Annotated in this window: 25 protein-coding genes and 1 tRNA gene; 7 read left to right on the forward strand and 19 right to left on the reverse strand. The window is 50.0% G+C overall.

From position 1 onward, the window contains the following. Window positions 1-55: 55 nt before the first annotated feature. The 7 genes from KKD83_07690 to rpsO form a co-directional block, all read right to left on the reverse strand. Complete coding sequence (locus tag KKD83_07690) at window positions 56-580, reverse strand: permease (protein MBU2536026.1); 525 nt, start codon at window positions 578-580, stop codon at window positions 56-58. Continuing rightward, complete coding sequence (locus KKD83_07695) at window positions 577-1059, reverse strand: permease (GenBank protein MBU2536027.1); 483 nt, start codon at window positions 1057-1059, stop codon at window positions 577-579. Before KKD83_07695 ends, KKD83_07690 begins: the two co-directional genes overlap by 4 nt. 63 nt (window positions 1060-1122) lie before the next feature. Beyond that, a complete protein-coding gene (gene dapA / locus KKD83_07700) occupies window positions 1123-2013 on the reverse strand; it encodes a 4-hydroxy-tetrahydrodipicolinate synthase (GenBank protein ID MBU2536028.1) in 891 nt (296 codons plus the stop codon). Further along, complete coding sequence (locus tag KKD83_07705) at window positions 2010-3044, reverse strand: aspartate-semialdehyde dehydrogenase (GenBank protein MBU2536029.1); 1035 nt, start codon at window positions 3042-3044, stop codon at window positions 2010-2012. Before KKD83_07705 ends, dapA begins: the two co-directional genes overlap by 4 nt. Before the next feature lie 7 nt (window positions 3045-3051). After that, entirely contained in the window at window positions 3052-3840 is a 789-nt protein-coding gene (dapB, locus tag KKD83_07710) for a 4-hydroxy-tetrahydrodipicolinate reductase (GenBank protein MBU2536030.1), read from the reverse strand. A gap of 29 nt (window positions 3841-3869) precedes the next feature. Then, complete coding sequence (locus tag KKD83_07715; GenBank protein ID MBU2536031.1) at window positions 3870-6056, reverse strand: polyribonucleotide nucleotidyltransferase; 2187 nt, start codon at window positions 6054-6056, stop codon at window positions 3870-3872. A 21-nt stretch (window positions 6057-6077) separates the two neighbouring features. Further along, window positions 6078-6341: a 30S ribosomal protein S15 gene (gene rpsO, locus KKD83_07720; GenBank protein ID MBU2536032.1), complete on the reverse strand. Its 264-nt coding sequence runs from the start codon at window positions 6339-6341 to the stop codon at window positions 6078-6080. Between the two features lie 152 nt (window positions 6342-6493). Here rpsO and fdhD point away from each other — a divergent pair, with 152 nt between their 5' ends. The 5 genes from fdhD (at window position 6494) to KKD83_07745 (ending at window position 8733) form a co-directional block, all read left to right on the forward strand. Continuing rightward, entirely contained in the window at window positions 6494-7303 is an 810-nt protein-coding gene (gene fdhD, locus KKD83_07725) for a formate dehydrogenase accessory sulfurtransferase FdhD (GenBank protein MBU2536033.1), read from the forward strand. 31 nt (window positions 7304-7334) lie between these two features. Beyond that, on the forward strand, window positions 7335-7544 hold the full coding sequence (gene tatA / locus KKD83_07730) for a twin-arginine translocase TatA/TatE family subunit (protein MBU2536034.1): 210 nt from the start codon (window positions 7335-7337) through the stop codon (window positions 7542-7544). A 78-nt stretch (window positions 7545-7622) separates the two neighbouring features. Continuing rightward, window positions 7623-7883 (forward strand): TatA/E family twin arginine-targeting protein translocase, encoded by a 261-nt coding sequence (locus KKD83_07735; GenBank protein ID MBU2536035.1) that lies wholly within the window; start codon window positions 7623-7625, stop codon window positions 7881-7883. Then, a complete protein-coding gene (gene tatC / locus KKD83_07740) occupies window positions 7876-8595 on the forward strand; it encodes a twin-arginine translocase subunit TatC (GenBank protein MBU2536036.1) in 720 nt (239 codons plus the stop codon). The genes KKD83_07735 and tatC overlap by 8 nt, the downstream gene beginning before the upstream one ends. A gap of 41 nt (window positions 8596-8636) precedes the next feature. Beyond that, window positions 8637-8733: transfer RNA gene (locus KKD83_07745), tRNA-Sec, on the forward strand. Window positions 8734-8822: 89 nt separating this feature from the next. On the opposite strand, the gene KKD83_07750 is transcribed toward KKD83_07745, so the two are convergent. The 5 genes from KKD83_07750 to KKD83_07770 form a co-directional block, all read right to left on the reverse strand. Next, window positions 8823-9113, reverse strand: a complete 291-nt coding sequence (locus tag KKD83_07750) for a hypothetical protein (protein MBU2536037.1) — start codon at window positions 9111-9113, stop codon at window positions 8823-8825. Window positions 9114-9266: 153 nt separating this feature from the next. Then, window positions 9267-9722: a hypothetical protein gene (locus tag KKD83_07755; protein ID MBU2536038.1), complete on the reverse strand. Its 456-nt coding sequence runs from the start codon at window positions 9720-9722 to the stop codon at window positions 9267-9269. Window positions 9723-9898: 176 nt separating this feature from the next. Then, a complete protein-coding gene (locus tag KKD83_07760) occupies window positions 9899-10171 on the reverse strand; it encodes a cold shock domain-containing protein (protein ID MBU2536039.1) in 273 nt (90 codons plus the stop codon). A gap of 198 nt (window positions 10172-10369) precedes the next feature. After that, window positions 10370-10624, reverse strand: coding sequence for a hypothetical protein (locus tag KKD83_07765; protein ID MBU2536040.1), 255 nt, complete (start codon window positions 10622-10624; stop codon window positions 10370-10372). Between the two features lie 975 nt (window positions 10625-11599). Then, on the reverse strand, window positions 11600-12436 hold the full coding sequence (locus tag KKD83_07770) for a DDE-type integrase/transposase/recombinase (GenBank protein MBU2536041.1): 837 nt from the start codon (window positions 12434-12436) through the stop codon (window positions 11600-11602). Between the two features lie 85 nt (window positions 12437-12521). Between KKD83_07770 and KKD83_07775 the strand changes: the two genes are divergently transcribed. Then, entirely contained in the window at window positions 12522-13481 is a 960-nt protein-coding gene (locus KKD83_07775; GenBank protein MBU2536042.1) for a serine protease, read from the forward strand. 220 nt (window positions 13482-13701) lie between these two features. On the opposite strand, the gene KKD83_07780 is transcribed toward KKD83_07775, so the two are convergent. From KKD83_07780 to KKD83_07810, 7 genes are all read right to left on the reverse strand, one after another. Continuing rightward, window positions 13702-14115, reverse strand: a complete 414-nt coding sequence (locus tag KKD83_07780; GenBank protein ID MBU2536043.1) for a hypothetical protein — start codon at window positions 14113-14115, stop codon at window positions 13702-13704. 176 nt (window positions 14116-14291) lie between these two features. After that, on the reverse strand, window positions 14292-14609 hold the full coding sequence (locus KKD83_07785) for a hypothetical protein (protein MBU2536044.1): 318 nt from the start codon (window positions 14607-14609) through the stop codon (window positions 14292-14294). Between the two features lie 213 nt (window positions 14610-14822). Then, window positions 14823-15005: a zinc ribbon domain-containing protein gene (locus tag KKD83_07790; GenBank protein MBU2536045.1), complete on the reverse strand. Its 183-nt coding sequence runs from the start codon at window positions 15003-15005 to the stop codon at window positions 14823-14825. A 64-nt stretch (window positions 15006-15069) separates the two neighbouring features. Further along, window positions 15070-15294: a hypothetical protein gene (locus KKD83_07795; protein MBU2536046.1), complete on the reverse strand. Its 225-nt coding sequence runs from the start codon at window positions 15292-15294 to the stop codon at window positions 15070-15072. A gap of 97 nt (window positions 15295-15391) precedes the next feature. Continuing rightward, on the reverse strand, window positions 15392-16168 hold the full coding sequence (locus tag KKD83_07800) for a glucose 1-dehydrogenase (protein MBU2536047.1): 777 nt from the start codon (window positions 16166-16168) through the stop codon (window positions 15392-15394). 204 nt (window positions 16169-16372) lie between these two features. Then, window positions 16373-16558, reverse strand: coding sequence for a tautomerase family protein (locus KKD83_07805; protein ID MBU2536048.1), 186 nt, complete (start codon window positions 16556-16558; stop codon window positions 16373-16375). A gap of 36 nt (window positions 16559-16594) precedes the next feature. Beyond that, complete coding sequence (locus tag KKD83_07810; protein MBU2536049.1) at window positions 16595-16912, reverse strand: hypothetical protein; 318 nt, start codon at window positions 16910-16912, stop codon at window positions 16595-16597. Between the two features lie 173 nt (window positions 16913-17085). Here KKD83_07810 and KKD83_07815 point away from each other — a divergent pair, with 173 nt between their 5' ends. After that, window positions 17086-17286: a hypothetical protein gene (locus tag KKD83_07815; GenBank protein MBU2536050.1), complete on the forward strand. Its 201-nt coding sequence runs from the start codon at window positions 17086-17088 to the stop codon at window positions 17284-17286. The last annotated feature ends 113 nt before the right edge of the window (window positions 17287-17399 follow it).

A 17399-nucleotide genomic window follows, 5' to 3' on the forward strand; every position in this document is an offset into this window, starting at 1 on the left:
TATCATTGCTGTTAATGGGTCGGTAATTGGCTGTAACGACCATACCGACCCATAATTATTTCCCGGCCGGTGCTTTATAGCCCTTTCGGGTCAGGTAATTGCCCAGCAGGATAGAAGTCGCTATCACCAGCGGCAGGGAAACCAGCCACCGTATGGCGGTGAACTTTATTCCCAGAAACGAAGCCTCGAAGATGGCCATCGGAATGCGGCAGATGGCCGCGGCGCCAAGGTAGGTGAAGATTACGCTGAGCTTGGCGCCTTTGCTGTACAGGGCGTAGGCCACCGGCAGGGCCAGATACAGCCCGCCAACCGTGGTGCTGGAAAGCAATATCGCCCAGAGGTAGCCGCGGAAGCCCGACTCCTCACCGAGGTGTCGCTCAATGGTCTCCCGCTTCACCCATACTTCAAAGAGCCCGATTAAGATGAAAGCGCCCGGCAGTATCTTGAGCATACTAATGGCAAAAGAGAGGAAATTCCGGCCGATTTCCTGCCCGGGATTGAACCCGGTCAACCAGGCAACGAACAGGAAAACGAAGTAACTGGCAATGAGCAATATTGTTATGACAGTATTTCGTTTCATTGGAAAATTTCCCCGAAGAACAGGCCTATCATGATGGCCACCGTCAGGGCGATAAAGAAGCCGACTACGTTTCGGATAATAGTGACCTTCAACCCGAAGTACGCTTTCTCTATGGGCGCGGTGAGCACGCCCACCATCATCAGTGTGGTGGTAAAAGCGGCAATGACCATATAGGCGACACCCTTCTGAACAAGGATGCCCGCCAGCGGGAAAGCAATAAAGCCGGGCATAACGGTGACGGAACCCAGAAGAGAGGCCAGTGCCATGGCCGTAAATTTGTTATCGCTGCCCAGATACCGCGAAATTAGTTCATCGGGCACCAGGTAGAGGACAATGGAGACCAGAATAAGCATTATCAAAAAGGCGGGAAGAATCCTGATAAACCGTCTGGCGGCGATTTTCAATCCCTGGAATGTCTTGCCGCGACTGAATATTAGCGAAATGAGCAGGGCTAATCCGGCGACGATATACAAATACATTTACTTAGTGCCGCTCAAGTAAATCCCCAGGCTTATTTGCAGCCGTATAATAACTTAAAATCCTTATACCGGCAGGTCTATGGTGTAGTTCTTCAGCGTGTCCTTGATTATCGCCGCCGTCTTTTCATCCGGCTCGGTGAGCGGCAGTCGCGGCTTGCCCACCCGGAAACCGACCTGATTCACGGCGTACTTCACCGGTATGGGGTTCGAGATGATGAACAGGGCATCGACCAGCGGGAGAAGTCGACGGTGTATCGATGCTGCCTCGGCAACCTTGCCGTCGACGAAGCTGTCAATCATCTGTTTTATCTGGTTACCCACCAGATGAGACGCCACGCTGATGATGCCGTAGCCACCAAGGGCCATGATGAGGAAAGTATCGGTATCATTGCCGCTCCAGACAAAGAAATCGTCGCTGGTCTCCTGAATGATTTTGGCTATCTGTTCAAAGTTACCGCTCGCTTCCTTCACCCCGATGATATTGTCTACTTTGCTCAGCCGGATGACGGTATCGGCATTCATATTGACCACGGTGCGCGAGGGCACGTTGTACATGATACAGGGCAGGCTGGTGCTTTCCGCCACCGTCCTGAAGTGCTGGTAGAGACCCTCCTGGGTGGGCTTGTTATAGTAAGGCACCACCAGCAGGCAGGCGTCAACGCCGATTTTCTCCGCTTCCTTGGTCGCTCCAACGGCCTCGGCGGTGCTGTTGCTTCCAGTGCCGGCGATAACCGTACCTTTGCCGCCGACAGCCGCTTTTATGTCCCGGAAAAGGCGGTATTCCTCCGCCCGCAGCATAGTGGGCGACTCCCCGGTAGTACCGACCACCAGCACACCATCGCTCCCCGAAGCAAGCAGGGCAAGAGCCAGTTTCGTGGCCTGTTCATAGTCCACCTCCCCTTTTTCATCTAAGGGGGTAACCATGGCGGTTATCAATCTTCCCAGCTCTTTCATTTTGCTACCTCCCGTGGTTTCAGCCAGTCCCGTTTGACCATTTCTTCGGCAATCTGGACCGCATTCAGTGCGGCTCCCTTGCGCAGGTTATCGGCGACAATCCACATAGCCAGCCCATTGGGATGGGACGTGTCACGTCGGATACGACCGACAAATACCTCATCGGTGCCCGCTGCCATCCAGGGGTGCGGATAGAGACTGATGGCCGAATCATCCAGTATCTTCACTCCCGGCGCCCCGACGAGTATACGCTCGACCTCATCGGGCATCATCGGAGATGAAAATTCCACCCAGACCGCCTCACTGTGCCCGGTATATACCGGCACACGTGCACAGGTCGCCGACATTGCAATCTCGCTGGCGTGCATTATCTTTTTGGTCTCCTCCACCATCTTCCACTCTTCTCTGGTGTAGCCATCATCGAGAAAAACGTCTATCTCCGGCAACACGTTGAAGGCTATCTGATGCGGGTACACATGTGGAATGGTGGTCTGGCCTTCCAGCACCTGCTTGCTTTGCACACTCAGTTCCTCCACCGCTGCGGCACCGGTGCCGGAGACCGATTGGTAAGTGCTGACCACAATGCGCTTGATTGGGTTGACCTTGTGCAGCGGGTAGAGCGCCACGACCATCTGGATGGTGGAGCAGTTGGGATTGGCGATAATGCCGCTGTGCCATTCAATGTCCTCGGGATTGACCTCAGGCACCACCAGGGGCACATTGGGCTCCATGCGCCAGGCGGCACTGTTGTCAACCACCACCGCGCCCGACTGCGCCGCGAGCGGCGAAAAATGACGGCTTATCTCGGAACCGGCGGAGAAAAGGGCGATATCTATCCCCTCAAACGAGTCGGGTGTTGTCTCCAAGACCTCGATTTCCTGCTTGTTGACCATCAGCTTCTTGCCTGCCGAGCGGTCGGAGGCCAATAGTCTTATTAATTCCATCGGGAAGCTGCGCTGTGCCAGTATCTTGATGAATTCCTGTCCAACCAGCCCGGTGGCGCCGACAATGGCAATACTGCATTCCTTCATTGCTTCCTCACAGTCCAAGTAACTTGTCCAGGCCGAAAACGAGCCCTTTACGCTTGACTACTTCTCTTATCGCCAGCATCACGCCGGGCATGTAGCACTCCCGGTTAATGGTATCATGGCGTATGCTTAATGTCTGCCCGGGCGCACCCAGTATTACTTCCTGATGAGCCATGAGTCCGGGCAAGCGTACACTGTGGATGCTCACCCCTTCTACCTGCTCCCCCCGGCTCGCCGCATCTTTGCTTTTGGGCTGAAGAAACGGCTTTCCTCTGGCTGCGGCCATTAATCTGGCTGTCGTTTGCGCTGTCCCGGATGGAGCATCGGCTTTCAGATGGTGGTGCAGTTCGATTATCTCTGCATAATCAAGGTATTTGGCCGCTATCTTGGCCAGGTGCATCATCAGTACCGCGCCAAGGGCAAAGTTCGGTGCCATCACCGCACCTATCCCGTGCTCCGTGGCCAGACGCTCAATCTCTTTGATTTCAGCGGGTGAGAAACCGGTCGTGCCGATAACCAGACTGACGCCCCGTTCCGCGGCCGGTCGCACCGCCGACATTGTGGCCTGGGCGATGCTGAAATCCACCATGACGTTGGGTTGACAGCGGGTTAAGATATCACCCAGGTCAGCGGAAAAGGGAACTGAACCGGAACTATCAGGCAGGGGCAGTGAATCCTTGGTGGCCTTTGCGTCCACGGCACCAACCAGCTGCATGTCCTCTTCATCGTATACGGCCCTGACCACCTCCTGCCCGACCTTGCCAGCGGCTCCATGAACGATTACCTTGATCGGCTCCATCGCGTCTCCCCTGCTGGATAAGAAGATGCTTAACGACCCCGGAACTGGTCGCGTCGCCCGGAATAGGAGTCATTATCCTTCCGATACGGGCGGTTTGACCTGGAAGAGTCCCTTTCTCTTGTGCCCGGGGTCTGAGAAGCAGTTTCACTGACCGCCCTGTGGGAGAGGTTTATCCTCCCCAAATTGTCGAGGTTGATTACCTTGACCGTAATCTCGTCACCGATTTTAACCACATCCTCAACCTTGCCCACCCGATGGTCAGCCAGTTCACTGATGTGTACCAGGCCTTCCTTTCCGGGCAGTATTTCCACCATGGCACCGAAGTCGAAAATGCGCGCCACCTTCCCCGTATAGATGGTGCCAATCTCCACATCCTTGGTCAGCCCTTCAATGATATCAATCGCTTTACGTGCGGCCTCTTCATTGATGGCACCAACCACCACGTTACCTTCATCGTCGATGTCGATGGTTGTCTTCGTCTGCTCTGTTATGGAGCGAATTGTCTTGCCCCCGGAACCGATAACGCTGCCTATCTTATCGGGGGCGATGCTTATCTTGTACATCCGCGGCGCGTAATGGCTGACTTCGGGTCGACTGGTGCTTATGGTCTCGTTCATCCTGTCCAGAATGAACATCCGCGCCTCATGGCTTTGCGTGATTATCTTCTCCAGAACTTCCAGGCTGACACCCTTGAGCTTGATATCCATTTGCACGGCGGTAACGCCGTCCCGGGTCCCGGCAATCTTGCAGTCCATATCGCCGTAGGCATCTTCCAGACCCTCGATATCGGTTAATACCTGGTATTCACCGTTCTCGCCGGTGATGAGGCCCATGGCCACTCCGGATACAGCGGTTTTTATCGGTATGCCGGCATCCATCAGCGACAGGCTCCCCGCACAGACGCTTGCCATCGAGGTACTGCCATTGGAGCTGAGGACCTCGGAGACAAGTCGAATGGTATACGGGAAATCCTCGTCATCGGGCAATACCGGCACCAGAGACCTTTCCGCCAGCGCGCCGTGTCCGATTTCGCGGCGACCCGGCGACCCCAGGCGCTTTGCCTCACCACTGGAGAAGGGTGGGAAATTGTAGTGGTGAATGAAGCGCTTCGTCTCCTCGATACCGAGGCCGTCAAGCTGCTGCTCCTTCCTTTTTGAACCCAGAGTGACAATGGTCAGCACCTGTGTCTGACCCCGGCTGAAAAGTGCCGAACCATGTGTCCTCGGCAGAAGCCCTACCTCCGCATCAATGGGCCTGACTTCATTGAGGGCGCGACCATTGAGACGTTTTCCCGCCAGGATATTGTTTCTTACTTCAGCCTTGGCCCTGGCCTCAAAGCCAGCCATAATATCCTCTTTGGCATAGGTTTCACCCAGGCTTTCCACCAGCTTCTTCTTTAATCCAGCGAGCTTTTCCTCCCGGGTGGATTTATCTGCTTCCGCCAGTATGGCAGGCAGTTCATCGCCGATGGTTGATGCCACTGCTGAAGCGACCTCCGGGTTGTCCTCCTGAACCGGCACTTCCTCTTTAGGTTTGCCGCAGGCCTGCCTTATCTGTTCCTGAAGTCGGATAATATCCTGATTAGCCTCAAATCCAAACTGGATGGCCTTGGGTAAAATCTCTTCGGAAACCTCCTTGGCCCCGGCTTCCAGCATGACAACTGCCTTTCCGGTGCTGGCCACGACCATATCAAGCTGGCTGTTTTCAAGCTCGGCCAGCGCGGGATTCAGCACCAGCTCGCCATTGATGCAGCCCACGTGAACGGCGCTTACCGGGCCATCAAAGGGTATTTCCGATATGCACAGTGCCGCCGATGCACCGATTACCGCCAGGACGTCGGGGGCATTTTCATGGTCAACAGAGAGCACGGTAGCGACAATCTGGATATCCCGTCGCCATTCCTTCGGTAAAAGCGGTCGCATCGGGCGGTCAACGAGGCGGCAGGCCAGAATGGCCTCTTCGCTGGGGCGTCCTTCCCGGCGGATGAAGCCGCCCGGAATTTTGCCCGCCGCGTACAGTCGTTCCTCGTAGTCTACGGTCAATGGTAGAAAGTCGATACCCTCACGTGGTTCATCCGCCACGGTGGCTGTCACCAGGACTACTGTATCTCCATATCGAACCGTTACCGCTCCATTAGCCTGACCGGCAAATCTGCCGCTTTCGATAATAAGGTCTTTGCCACCGACCTGACATTGAAATGATTGAAGTTTTTGCACTATCCTCTCCCCGCTCAGACCTTATTTACGCAGTCCGAGTCGTTTAATCAATTTATTGTATTTGCTAACGTCCTCCCGACTGAGGTAGTTCAACAGCCTTCTTCTCTGTCCAACCAGCTTGAGCAGACCGCGCTGAGTATGAAAGTCGTGTTTGTTCGCCGTCATATGGTTGGTCAACTGCTTTATCCTATCGGTAAGCAGGGCTACCTGCACCTCGGTCGAACCGGTATCTCCGTCCCTGTTCTGGTAATTGCTGATAATCTCAGCCTTCTTCTCCTTGTCCAAACTACACCTCACTGACCAGTTATAGGTTATTGATTACAAATCGAGTGATTATACCACACTGCGCTGCTATGTGTAAATTAGCCTCTGGCACTTCGCCTTCCAGTTCAGCATCATAGACATGGTATCGGCCAACTAGTATAATACACGTTAGTATGGGTAGAACGGTAAAGGAACCCACGGGAAAAAGCGTTGCTCCGGAAGTAACCTGCCGCTTTTTCAGCGGTGAAAAGTGGCAGAGGGATACAGTAGCCATACCCGGTGAGCTGCCGCTGACCATCTTCGTCAATGGCCAGGAGGTCGCCACCATATTGTGCACACCCACCAGATTAATCCAGCTTGTGCTCGGGTTTCTATACCTGGAGGGAATCATCGCCGACCAGCAGGACGTAGCCAGCCTGCGAGTCTGCGAAGATGAGCCAATTGCCGATGTGCGACTTTTGAAGAGCGAATATAACGCGCCATCGAGGCGCACCATCACCTCGGGCTGCGGGAGCGGCGTCAGCTTTGACACCAGTTCACCGAAGGTGGTTTCAGACCTCGTTGTCGCCCCGGAGGAGATACTGTCACTGATGCACCAGCTTTACCAGCAGCAGGAACTGTTTCAGGAAGCGGGCGGCATCCACTCCTCGGCGCTGGCGGACCGGGAAAGGATACTGGTCTCTGCGGAAGATATCGGGCGTCATAATACGCTGGACAAGATTATGGGCGATTGCTTGATAAGGAAGCTGTCGGCACAGGATAAAATTCTGCTGACCACGGGCCGCATCTCCTCGGAAATGGTGCTGAAAGCGGCCAGAATGCAGGTGCCGATGGTCGTATCGCGCGGTACCCCAACCGAGCGAGCGGTTACGCTGGGCAAAGAGCTGGGAATCACCGTAATCGGTTATGCCCGGGGAAATAGACTGTCCGTCTTTTCATATGAGGAACGATTGCTCGACACCAATAATCTAAATTCAAGTTGATGAAAAGCATTGCTGGTAGGAGGAACAGGTTATGCCGTTTCATATAGGACCATGGGAGATAGCCCTCATCCTGGTCATCATCCTTATCGTTTTCGGCGTTGGCAAGCTGCCGCAGGTAGGCGGTGCCATCGGCAAGGGAATGCGGTCATTCCAGAAAGGGCAGCGCGGTGAGGATGTTGAAGAAGAAGAGGAGAAACCCAAACCCAGGAAGTCTGCCCGCAAGAAAAATACCAAGAGCTAAATGCCATAGCCATCAGCTTATTCGTGGGCTACCGCTTCTACAGATAAATCAATCTTTGCATCCAGCCAAGGAACAGACATGGACTTTTTCGGCATCGGTTTAGGAGAAGTACTACTCATCCTCGTTGTCGCCCTGATTATCTGGGGACCAAAGAGGTTACCCGAGATTGCCCGTACCCTGGGAAGAACGCTGCATTCCCTGAGGAAGGCAACCAATGACTTTACCTCCCAGATAACCAGAGACATTGATATTGAAGAATCAGAGAGCAGAAAAAAGGATAAACCCGCACCACCTCGGGAGGACCGCAAGGCCGAGAGAGATACCACGAAAGATGAGTGAAGACAGGAAACAGTCCGTCCTCCAACACCTTCAGGAACTGCGCCGGCGCCTGATAAAAAGCGTCATTGCCGTTGCCGTTGCCTCAGTTATCGCCTTCGTTTTCTACGACTGGATATTCTATATCCTGAAGCTCCCCGCCGAGGGGATTAACCTTGTCTATATTGAAATGACCGAGATGATAGGCACCATCATGAAGGTGTGCCTTATTGCTGGTATTATCCTGGCCATGCCCTACCTTGTTTTTCAGGGCATCATGTTCGCCTCCCCGGCGCTGACCCGTAAAGAGAAGAAATATGTTTATGTCATCCTGCCGTGGGTAGTCCTGATGTTTCTGGGGGGCGTGGCTTTCGGCTATTTCGTGCTCATTCCACCCGCCACCAGATTCCTGACCAGCTTCGGCTCCGATATCGCCACCCCCGAGATACGCGTGGGCAATTACGTGGCGGTGGTGGCCCGTCTGATGCTCGCCATTGGCGTCGTCTTTGAGATGCCGGTGATAACCACATTCCTGGCCAGGCTGGGTGTGCTCAAACCGAAATGGCTTTCCGACCATCGCAGGGTGGCGATTATCTTTGCTTTCATCCTCGCTGCCATCATCACGCCGACCTTCGACCCGATAAATCAGAGTCTCGTGGCCGTCCCGCTTATCGTCCTCTATGAGATGAGCATCTGGCTGGCCAAGCTCGTTTATAAAAGGCAGCCGGCGGAATAATTGCACTATAACAGCTGGTGCGCTATACTGATTGGCTGGTCGGGAGCGGATGAGTCCCGGTGGGCTTTGCGGACTTCAAATCCGTTGGGGGGCGTTAGTAGCGTCTTCGGTGGGTTCGACTCCCATACGCTCCCGCCAATTTTTTTACTTGCCACGTGGAGTTCTACACCCACTCAGTAACTTTTCAAGACAGCCTGAAGTTTTATAAGGGAATCCTGAGTTAATATTTATGATTTTGGTTCGTAAACTTCGAATATACGTCGAACTGGTGGCTCAATAGCAAGCGGGCCAAGCGCCTCTTGCAATTTGGGCCGTATTAAATTATATGCAGCTTCCAAGTCCTCTTTTGTTTCCCATATATAAAGGGAGCCATATTCATTGTTATCAGAATCGCCAAAATACACTACGTTCTTAAAGCCCTTCATACCCTTCATAATTGGAAATAATTTATCAGCCAGTCCTTCGCATTCTGTACGCTTGCCAGGTGCGGTTTTAAATGTCGTCAGTGATGCATACATGGCTACACCTCCTTGTCATTTATACCCTGTATTTTAATACCTTTCAGTCATTTGTCAAGAGGGTTGGCAAGAGATTTGGGCAGGTGGGAATCAATGACCGCAGTAGAACGTTATACAAGGTCATTTAGATTTCAGAATAGCTTGAAGTTAAAGCTACCGTTTATCCAGCTCATAATGCAGTTGAGCCAGGATATAAATGATGTAATCGAATAACAGGACTACCCTGTTGACGCTTTCCAGCGCCTGGTGCATTTCCATAGCAGTGTCGCTGTACACCGCGTGAAGCTCGGAAAAGAGCCAGATATGTCTTCTCATCAGGATAAGGGAGTAGACGGCCTCGTGAATGGGTATGTTATCCTCATATAACGATTCAGCGTATTGCTTCTTTTTCAGAAACTCCAGAATTGCCTGATATGGTTTCTCAGCGAAATATAAATTTTTTAGGTTTTTATAGATGTCGGTGGCCTGAAGGATAGCTCTCTGTGCCGGGACAGAGTGATATGATGGAGTCCTCGGGCTGGTGCTGACATCCGCATACCAGAGCTCGGCAACCTGTTGAGCACTGTTCTCACATAAATCCAGCATCCGGTCGGCAATTGGTCTGCGCATTATACCCCCTCCCCACATCATGTTAATGTTAGGAATTATACACCAAAATAAAAAACTGTCAAGTGCCTGACCCTCAATGCCCAGGCAGGGTCAGTGAGGTTTGGGGATAGTTTGAAGCTGTATTCTGCTATTATGGATTGAGAGTAATAAGCCCTTGGACGTGAGTGGTTCTATGCTTAGACCTCGTCCTCACCTCCACCTTGGTCATCTCCGCCTTGGTCATCTCCGCCATCATCGGATGCTTGAGTCTCGGTAAGCCTCACCTTAACTGCTGCGGGGCGACCATCACGTCCCTGACCCTTCTCAAATTCCACTTCCTGCCCTTCGCTAAGGTTATTAAATTCCACTCCTTCAAGAACGTTGCTATGGAAGAAGAGGTCTGTTCCATCCTCTGTCTTGATAAACCCATAACCGCGGTCCATGAGCGTTTTGATTGTACCTTTTGGCATAGGACACCTCCCTTCAAATCCATTGGCTAGGTTTTAAAGATAAGTATACCACTTAGCATCCCAAAAGGGTAGATAGGAGTCTATCTAGATGGTAGAGAGATATACAAGGTCAGTGAGGTTTGAGGATATCTTGAAGATGTATTCTGCTGTAGTAGGCTGATTGATACTATCAAATCACTGCCAACTATGTGAGTAAAATCAGCTAGGGAACACTTTAACCGTTGGTTGCTTAGACCAGTTCTTTTTTGAAAACGATTCAACCCTTTCCTTAGCTTTTAAATCTGGGGTGATTAGCATAAATAGGTCACTCTCATCAAAATAAAGGTATTTTTCACCTTCATCAAAGGCAATTCTATATTCGCGTTCCTTAGTGAAATCATACCCTTCTGGATACCTGTTATATTTAATATACTCAACTGTTCCTCCAGTCGGGGTAACCGTAATCTTCGCCATTACAGAATTCTTAAATGTGGGAAACAATTTGGCTGGTTTCCTATACATTAGGATTTCCTTTTCACAATCTGCTCTTTTATCAGCGGGTAGACTTTTTAGCTTATAATTCCACTCCTGAATCAGTGGGTCACTCCATAATGACTCTTCTGTATAGTAATGTACAGGCTGAATGCCTTTTGATTTAAGGAATTTGTCGGTAGTGGGTCAATTTGAAAAGGAGAAGGATTAGAATGGAAAAAACACAAACCATCATTGAGGCTTTAGACCAACTCGCCCTAGCCTTAACGGCACATCACCATCAATGGACAAGGGGGGAACGTAGGCTTTACGAAAAAGCCATCGCTATCCTTACTTCTTAGGACGTCGATTATACGGTGATTGGTTTGTTGGTTTTAGGGATATGTCTAGTTTTGATGCCTCAGAGTAGATAGAATCGGGCGTCCTGCCTAGTTCTAATCCGATTACTCGTGTCGGGGTATTTCCCCTTACGAGTTCCTTGAGTTTACTGACGTCTGCAGGCGACCAGGGCTTACCAGAATTACGGTCTGTCCTTGCCATAATTCACCCCCTTTGTATTAGGTGTATATGATTATACTCCTTGCAAAGTGGGTGTCAAGGGTTATAATAAGTAGTGACAAAAAATGAAGGCGAAAGTTAAAGACTTATTATTAACCTTATTCGTGCTTCTTTTATTATGTGTGGGAATTCTCATGGTTGCCGGATTTACTTCTTTGTTCGGGGAATACTGGCAGTGGGCGCTAGGTGGGCTTGTAATCCTGGCTTTTGTGTGTATAGTTCTATTTCTGATGTATAAAGACAAATGAGCGGAGCGGGGGCGGGGGCGGGGGGAAGAAAACAGGAAAGAGCACCTCTTCTTCATTCAGGCGAGGTTTTCTCCCTTCTTGAATCCAAGCGCGCCACCTACTTTACTATCCCCCCGCCCCCGCCCGAATTATACTCCTGAAATAGGTGGTGTCAAGAGGCAAGTTTTACAATATCCTCTATTGTCCAGATGCGCTCACTAATCCCTGCTGCCATAGCTGGGGTTGTTGGATAGGGGCTAGCTAGTGTTTTATGTGGGCGAGCAAAGTTGTAATACATGAAATGGAGAGCCACAGCATGTTCCAGATTCTCTATCTTCTTTGAGAATGCGTTAGTCAATCTAGTAAATCGCCTCATGCTCATTCGCATTGTAAGATTATGGCGCTCGGCAAAGCTGGTTGATATTTTAGCGGGGTCAGGGTGCCCCGTAACTGTACGGTGGTTTACCCCTATACATTGGGCAGGGCTGTATCTAGTTTCGCTTTCAGGCTCAACGCCGTATAGTTTTACTAGCATGGCATAATCAACCTCAGAGCCGAAGGCATCCTCAACAGCGTTAAGATACACTCTATGGCCATCGGTTGTAATTTGAACACGATTAGCTAACCTACTTTTCAGGTCAAGCATAAACTCATAGGCATAGCCCGCATCCCGTAGGCCGACTAGCCAAGAGGAAACAAGTTTAGTGTCAGCATCAATCGCCGTCCATGTCCAGACATCGCCATAGCCAAATCTACCCTGTTTATCTTCGGGCACGTTCTTTTGCTTGGCATAGCAGAATGACCAGATTTCGTCGCATTGAATATTAGCGCAGGTTAAATCTCTTAAGTGTTTATCTTGATACTCGGCACAAGCAGCGCCGACACTAGCTAACAATCGAGTTACCGTGCCTTTAGCGGTATCAGTCATACGGCAAGTAGCACGAATAGAATTGCCTTCAACTAAAGCTGAAATGACTTTTACCCTGCGGTCTTTGCTCAACTTGTTCATTACACTAGTATTATACTTGACCGCTTAAGCATTGTCAAGTACCTTCGGGGTTATTTTAAAATATTTTTTACCAAAAGGTGATATAATGGCTCATAAAATTGGAGATTATAAAAATGGAATATTTCACGCAGGGGTACTCCCGAATATGTTAGTTGATAATCAATTTCTTAAATGTGTATCCTTTTTGCTTATTGATAGGCAAAATCCTGATACATTAAAGCAGGAAAGAATCCCCATTGCTACAGCATTCTTTGTTTCAATGCCTATAATTAACGACTATGCGCAGATATATGCTGTGACTGCAAGGCACGTCATATATGAGACAGCAAGGGGCAACTTATATCTTCGTCTCAAATCATCAAATGATGATTATGAAGATGTAGTTGTTCTACCTGATAATTGGATTTGCCACCCCAAAACGGATGTTGCAGTAATCCCGATTGAAATTCCAGATAAGCATGATTGCAAGATTATCCCCCTTGAGGCTTTGGCTACCGAGAAATTTATTACTGATAATGAAGTCAGTACTGGTGATGATGTTTTCTTTGTTGGCTTATTTACAGCATATTCAGGGCAAAAACACGACCGACCGATTGTAAGATTTGGGAATATTTCTCTGATGAAAGAAGAAATACCACTAAAGTTAGTCCCTGGTAGCGAGACTAAAACTTTAGTGGATGCCTATCTTGTTGAATCTCGCTCCTGGGGAGGGCAAAGCGGGTCTCCGGCATTTGTATACTTTCCCGTTGATAGAGAACCCGGCATTATTAAATTTGGTGGGCAGCAATTTGCTTTACTGGGTCTTACTCACGGGCATTATAATATTACTCAAGATGTAAAATTCGCTGGAGATATATTAGGAAGTGGTAAAGTCCCAATCAATGCTGGTATAGCATTGGTGATACCAGCAGATAAGATAATTGAGACGCTTATGGAGAAACAGCTATTGGAGGAGCGGGAGAGGGATTTAATAAAATATCAGAATAGTTTGTCGAGCCCAACGCCTGATATTACTTATCCCATCGTTTTTGTGCGGCTTTCTTAGCGATTTCTTTGCGTTGCTCAGGTGTTAGTTTATTAGCCCTAGCCTTACCGCCTTTTAATCCACCTTTACGCCCTAGAGCAACGGCGTGGGGGTCTTTGGCAGGTTCTTCAGCAAAATCGGCAGTGGTCTCTGACGCAATATTAGAAGCTATTACATTTATATCTGGAGTTCTTTTTCGCTTTTGCATATTTTAAGTATAGCATAAGCGGTCAAGCATTTGTCAAGACCCAATAATTTCAAATTGACCCACTACCAATTTGTCAGTAAGTGCTATTCCAAACTTACCGTATTCTCTGGAGTGGTTAGAGGCTCTCAGTTGATTAAAGGAAATTCTTATAAATGAAAGCATTAGTACATCTCTCTGCAGAAAATATATTGAATTGTTATCAGGTAATCCTTTGTTTTCCCGTTGGTCTAAGTCGTGAGTTAACGTTGCTTTAGAACCATCGGCACCAAACTTCATCCTATCTAACGGAATACGTATACTACCAGGTTTAGGGTATTCTGGGATAAATTCTGTGCATGGAGATGCCATAAGTCTCTTGTTTTTTAAAATAAGCTCAATAACTTGTTCGGTCTGCTCTTCAGTTTTCCCTTGCTTACCTAGCGACCCAAAAGTGAAGTGAATAAACATAAATGCTATTTCCTGCTACCATTCTGATTCTTCGCATATATTATTCCTATTGTGATTAACAAACAAGAACTTGGAATTTGCTGTGCAGGAATATATTATCAGGCAGGGGGTATCTCCCCCCTCTCTGCTACTGCATACCAAATCTGCACTGATTTTACAAAGGCTAAACCTCGCCACTACCTGAACAGCTCATCAAGGGAAAGCTCTTCTTTCTTGGCTTCTTCCCCTATTGGCCAGGTGAAACGCACTGACACCCTTGGCGGCACGCCTATCCCCGCCTCAATGGACATCTCCGTGGGGCCAAAGTCAAGGGCGATTTCATAGGCCTTGTGCAGAGCATCCCGAATCAGGTCGCGCACCGCCGTCAGTGGCTTCCCGCGAAGAGTATCGGAGCGCCTCATGATATTGCTGATTTCATTTTCTATCCTCAGGAGCTCGGCCAGCTTGTCGGAAAGTCTGCCTTCGGCCGGTTTGCCATCTCGCTGAAAGACCATCTGTACACCTCCTCTCTGCTTCATCTGCTAGAGTAATTTTACCCCACAATTTGGATTAAGCAAACCCGGGCCATGTAAAAAATATGGAGTTATTGATTAGTGGGGATGGTTGGGGGCATATATGTATTGCCGGGAAAGATGAAAGCCATCGAATTGAGCTTAACTGGTTACGATATGAATTTGGCGAGGCAAACTGCCTCACATCCTTACGCCTCAGGTGGAACCGCTCGGCGCACAGCTCTTATCAGAAGACGCGGTACTGAAGAGAGACAGAACTCGCTTGAGTATACCCTTCCCGCACTCCGGGCACTTGACGTCGCGCTCGCCCTCGGCAATGCCGCGGCGTAGCTCCAGTTTCCGGCCGCACTCCGGGCATTCGTATTCATAGAGCGGCATTCCTTCCCTCGTCACCGGCCTTTTTGTCCTCGGGTTCCTCCACGGGACCCCAGTTGAACGGCGCTCAGCCAAACTGAGGTCTTTCGGTGCCACAGCCATCAGCGTTTGTGCCGCCTTTGCCTGACAGGCTGGCCGCGGAAACGATATACAGTCCAACCAGTACGCCAATCAGCGCCCCTATCCCCAGGTTCGAGGCAATGGCGGCACCGTCACCCTGACTGTACAGGTAGCTCAATACAATGCCAATAGCCCCGCCGATTAACGCCCCCACGATGTATCTTGACTTCATTAGCTCTCCTCAATAGGCCATTCTATTATCAATATCAAATACATTTTATGGAATGATGTCTGGTTTGTCTGTGACTATTATCACGGTATCCGGGCTGTCAATACCCCTCCGGCCCCAGGCACAGCCCGCCGTCAACAACGATATTCTGGCCGGTGATATAACTGGACTCGTCAGAGACCAGGAAAAGCACCGCGCTGGCGATTTCCTCCGGCTTGGCCAACCGACCCAGCTTGATACCCTTCTCCCACTGGGGGATGCGGTCCGGCGCCATCTTCAAGACACGCTCCGTTCCCACAATCCCTGGCGCAACACAGTTGACGCGTATCCCGTACTGTGCCGCCTCCTTGGCCAGCGTCATGGTCATACCAATGATACCTGCCTTGGCCGCGGAGTACTCGACTCCCTTCATCATACCGATTACCCCGGCGGTAGAAGATATGCTGACGATGGCACCGCTTCTCCTCTCAATCATGTGGTTGATGACCGCCCGTGCGCAGTTCAGCGGCCCGAGCAGGTTGAGGCGTACGATTTCCTCGCCGCGGGTTTTCTCCGACCGGGCGAAGAAGTCCATCTTGGTTTTAATCGATGGGCCGGTGGAGCCGCCGGCCACGTTAACCAGTATATCTACCTGCCCGAAACGCGCCAGGGCTGCTTCGACCATCTTCTCTGCCTGGTCAATCTCAATAACGTCCGAATTTACGGCCAGAGCCTCCGACCCCAGAGCCTTGACCTCAGCAACTAACTTGCTGGCTTCTTCAGTATTCACGTCGGCGATGATGATTTTAGCACCTTCCCGGGCCAGTAGTTTGGTTATTTCCCCTCCGATGGCCCCGGCACCACCGGTCACGATAGCCACCTTATCTTTCACACGCATTTTGTTCTCCCTCATTTCATGATGATAATTATTCGTTCTCCCCATTATACTTAATCGACCATTTGTCAGGGAAATCGTCGCTTCCACAAAAAAGGACACTGAATACTACTCGAAATCGCCTTCTTCAGTGCCCAAAGGAATGCCTGTTCTATTTCCGCCTGATTTTATATCCGGCCTATTGTATCTCCAAAAAGTCAAGGCCAGCTACTGGTCGATGCGCAGCTTGCCGGCTTTGGCGATGTTATGCTTTGGCATATCAAAGAAATTAACGATAACCTGGTCCGGCTCAACCTGGATATGCTTCACCACCGCATCGGTTATATCCTTCACCAGCTTCCGCTTCTGTTCCACAGTCCTGCCTTCCATGAGTCTTACGGTTACTATCGGCATAATTATCGTACCTCCTCTGATTATATTTACGTTTTCCTATTTCTCACCTTTCGTTTTCTTGTACATTGCTTCAATTTGCTTTTTCCACGCCGGTGCCCTATCCCTGACAAAGCGCCTTGTCGGCTCCGCTTGCGTGCAGACCAGCATGGAATTAACATTGACCCAGGGAACGAAAATGTCTTCGCTGAACTGTTTCACCCCGTCCAGCTGGTCATCCCACTCCACCTGCGTCATGCGTACGCCGTATTCATCCAGAACCTGCACGAGACCGATATAGCAGCATTCTGGCGCCGTTTGCGGAATCAAACTGACGGCCACAAAATAGCCGGGCTTGAGAACCGCTGGTTTTACCATATCTCACCTCCTGAATAATAATATAATCCTGAATAATGTGGTAGAACAATAATATACGGTTATGCGCTAAACGTCAAACTGGTAGAGACTGCAGCCTTCTGGCCCATCTTATTGACTTTTATTAATGCTCCTCCTATACTTGGCTAAAATCCTTGGATAGTGGAGGCGGAAAAATGGGCACGCTATTTATGATTTTGCCGTTCATTGGAATTTTATTGCTCATTTCCGGGGCCATCGGACTCTTTGTCATCAACCTCAATTATCCAGCCGGCGACCTCATCTGGATTCAGGGCAACCTTACTTACGGCGTTTTCGCGCTCGTCGGACTGGCCATCACCATCAGTTTCATGATCAGCGGCTTTGAACAGGAATAACGGGAAAGAAGTAATTACACGTTGCTTTTGACATCCCTTTACCGCTTTCCCTCCTCCCATGGTGAATTGCCGAAAAATACCTTGGTATGCGGCCACGGTATCTCAATTCCCTC

This window comes from Chloroflexota bacterium (assembly GCA_018829775.1).
In the GTDB taxonomy this organism is placed as follows: domain Bacteria; phylum Chloroflexota; class Dehalococcoidia; order Dehalococcoidales; family RBG-16-60-22; genus E44-bin89.

Bases quoted from the DNA above. Each gene is read 5' to 3' on its own strand.
- KKD83_07690 (MBU2536026.1), bottom strand. From the start codon at position 580: ATGAAACGAAATACTGTCATAACAATATTGCTCATTGCCAGTTACTTC.
- KKD83_07695 (MBU2536027.1), bottom strand. From the start codon at position 1,059: ATGTATTTGTATATCGTCGCCGGATTAGCCCTGCTCATTTCGCTAATA.
- dapA (MBU2536028.1), bottom strand. From the start codon at position 2,013: ATGAAAGAGCTGGGAAGATTGATAACCGCCATGGTTACCCCCTTAGAT.
- KKD83_07705 (MBU2536029.1), bottom strand. From the start codon at position 3,044: ATGAAGGAATGCAGTATTGCCATTGTCGGCGCCACCGGGCTGGTTGGA.
- dapB (MBU2536030.1), bottom strand. From the start codon at position 3,840: ATGGAGCCGATCAAGGTAATCGTTCATGGAGCCGCTGGCAAGGTCGGG.
- fdhD (MBU2536033.1), top strand. From the start codon at position 6,494: ATGGGTAGAACGGTAAAGGAACCCACGGGAAAAAGCGTTGCTCCGGAA.
- tatA (MBU2536034.1), top strand. From the start codon at position 7,335: ATGCCGTTTCATATAGGACCATGGGAGATAGCCCTCATCCTGGTCATC.
- KKD83_07735 (MBU2536035.1), top strand. From the start codon at position 7,623: ATGGACTTTTTCGGCATCGGTTTAGGAGAAGTACTACTCATCCTCGTT.
- tatC (MBU2536036.1), top strand. From the start codon at position 7,876: ATGAGTGAAGACAGGAAACAGTCCGTCCTCCAACACCTTCAGGAACTG.
- KKD83_07750 (MBU2536037.1), bottom strand. From the start codon at position 9,113: ATGTATGCATCACTGACGACATTTAAAACCGCACCTGGCAAGCGTACA.
- KKD83_07755 (MBU2536038.1), bottom strand. From the start codon at position 9,722: ATGCGCAGACCAATTGCCGACCGGATGCTGGATTTATGTGAGAACAGT.
- KKD83_07760 (MBU2536039.1), bottom strand. From the start codon at position 10,171: ATGCCAAAAGGTACAATCAAAACGCTCATGGACCGCGGTTATGGGTTT.
- KKD83_07765 (MBU2536040.1), bottom strand. From the start codon at position 10,624: ATGGCGAAGATTACGGTTACCCCGACTGGAGGAACAGTTGAGTATATT.
- KKD83_07770 (MBU2536041.1), bottom strand. From the start codon at position 12,436: ATGAACAAGTTGAGCAAAGACCGCAGGGTAAAAGTCATTTCAGCTTTA.
- KKD83_07775 (MBU2536042.1), top strand. From the start codon at position 12,522: ATGGCTCATAAAATTGGAGATTATAAAAATGGAATATTTCACGCAGGG.
- KKD83_07780 (MBU2536043.1), bottom strand. From the start codon at position 14,115: ATGTTTATTCACTTCACTTTTGGGTCGCTAGGTAAGCAAGGGAAAACT.
- KKD83_07785 (MBU2536044.1), bottom strand. From the start codon at position 14,609: ATGGTCTTTCAGCGAGATGGCAAACCGGCCGAAGGCAGACTTTCCGAC.
- KKD83_07790 (MBU2536045.1), bottom strand. From the start codon at position 15,005: ATGCCGCTCTATGAATACGAATGCCCGGAGTGCGGCCGGAAACTGGAG.
- KKD83_07795 (MBU2536046.1), bottom strand. From the start codon at position 15,294: ATGAAGTCAAGATACATCGTGGGGGCGTTAATCGGCGGGGCTATTGGC.
- KKD83_07800 (MBU2536047.1), bottom strand. From the start codon at position 16,168: ATGCGTGTGAAAGATAAGGTGGCTATCGTGACCGGTGGTGCCGGGGCC.
- KKD83_07805 (MBU2536048.1), bottom strand. From the start codon at position 16,558: ATGCCGATAGTAACCGTAAGACTCATGGAAGGCAGGACTGTGGAACAG.
- KKD83_07810 (MBU2536049.1), bottom strand. From the start codon at position 16,912: ATGGTAAAACCAGCGGTTCTCAAGCCCGGCTATTTTGTGGCCGTCAGT.
- KKD83_07815 (MBU2536050.1), top strand. From the start codon at position 17,086: ATGGGCACGCTATTTATGATTTTGCCGTTCATTGGAATTTTATTGCTC.